This window comes from Campylobacter sp. CNRCH_2013_0855 (assembly GCF_025773025.1).
GTDB lineage: Bacteria > Campylobacterota > Campylobacteria > Campylobacterales > Campylobacteraceae > Campylobacter_D > Campylobacter_D jejuni_C.
The window spans coordinates 1-608 of the sequence record NZ_JAKMTE010000071.1 but is presented as its reverse complement, the minus strand read 5'-3'; the positions used below and the strand labels follow the sequence as shown (position 1 = coordinate 608).

1 pseudogene is annotated in these 608 nt (G+C 27.5%); it reads right to left on the bottom strand.

What is annotated here, in order from left to right:
• Positions 1 to 490 (bottom strand): annotated as a pseudogene (locus L8X40_RS08485) (hypothetical protein); the annotation flags it as partial.
• Positions 491 to 608 lie beyond the last annotated feature (118 nt).

The window sequence follows — 608 nt, the reverse complement described above, 5'->3', positions numbered from 1 at the left end:
TTTTACCTCCCAACACCCCCTCTCTTACACTATCATCATCTCCAACTCCCACTCTAAAGCTCATATCTATAATGATGTAATGATCTTCTAAATTAGGTATAGTTTTTTCACTACTATAAGCAAATAAAACTATATAGTATTTATAATCTTGCATATCTTCTTTAGGCTCATTGCTTCTACTTATAGGTAAGCAAAAAGATAAAACATTATCTTCATAGCTTTCATTATAAATCAAATCATCATTTTCAAACATTACCTTAAGATTTTTTTCATCAATATAGCCATTACAATCATGTAATAATAAATTTAATTTTTCTTTGCTTTCACATTCTACAAAAGCCCATTTTAGTTTTTCATCGCTTTCTTTTTCTAGTTGTAAGCTTATATAAGTCCCAGGTGCAAAAGAGGTATTTAAATCTATATTATCACTTGCAAATATAATTTTATTATTTAGTTTTTGGGGGTATTTAACTTCTAATTCGCAAAGCAATTCTTCTTCATTTACAATATAACTTAAATGCTTTAATAAATCTTCAAACAATACCCCATTAACTATTCCTATACTACCATTGCTACCAAATTCTCCCTTTTCATTAATGTTATAAAGA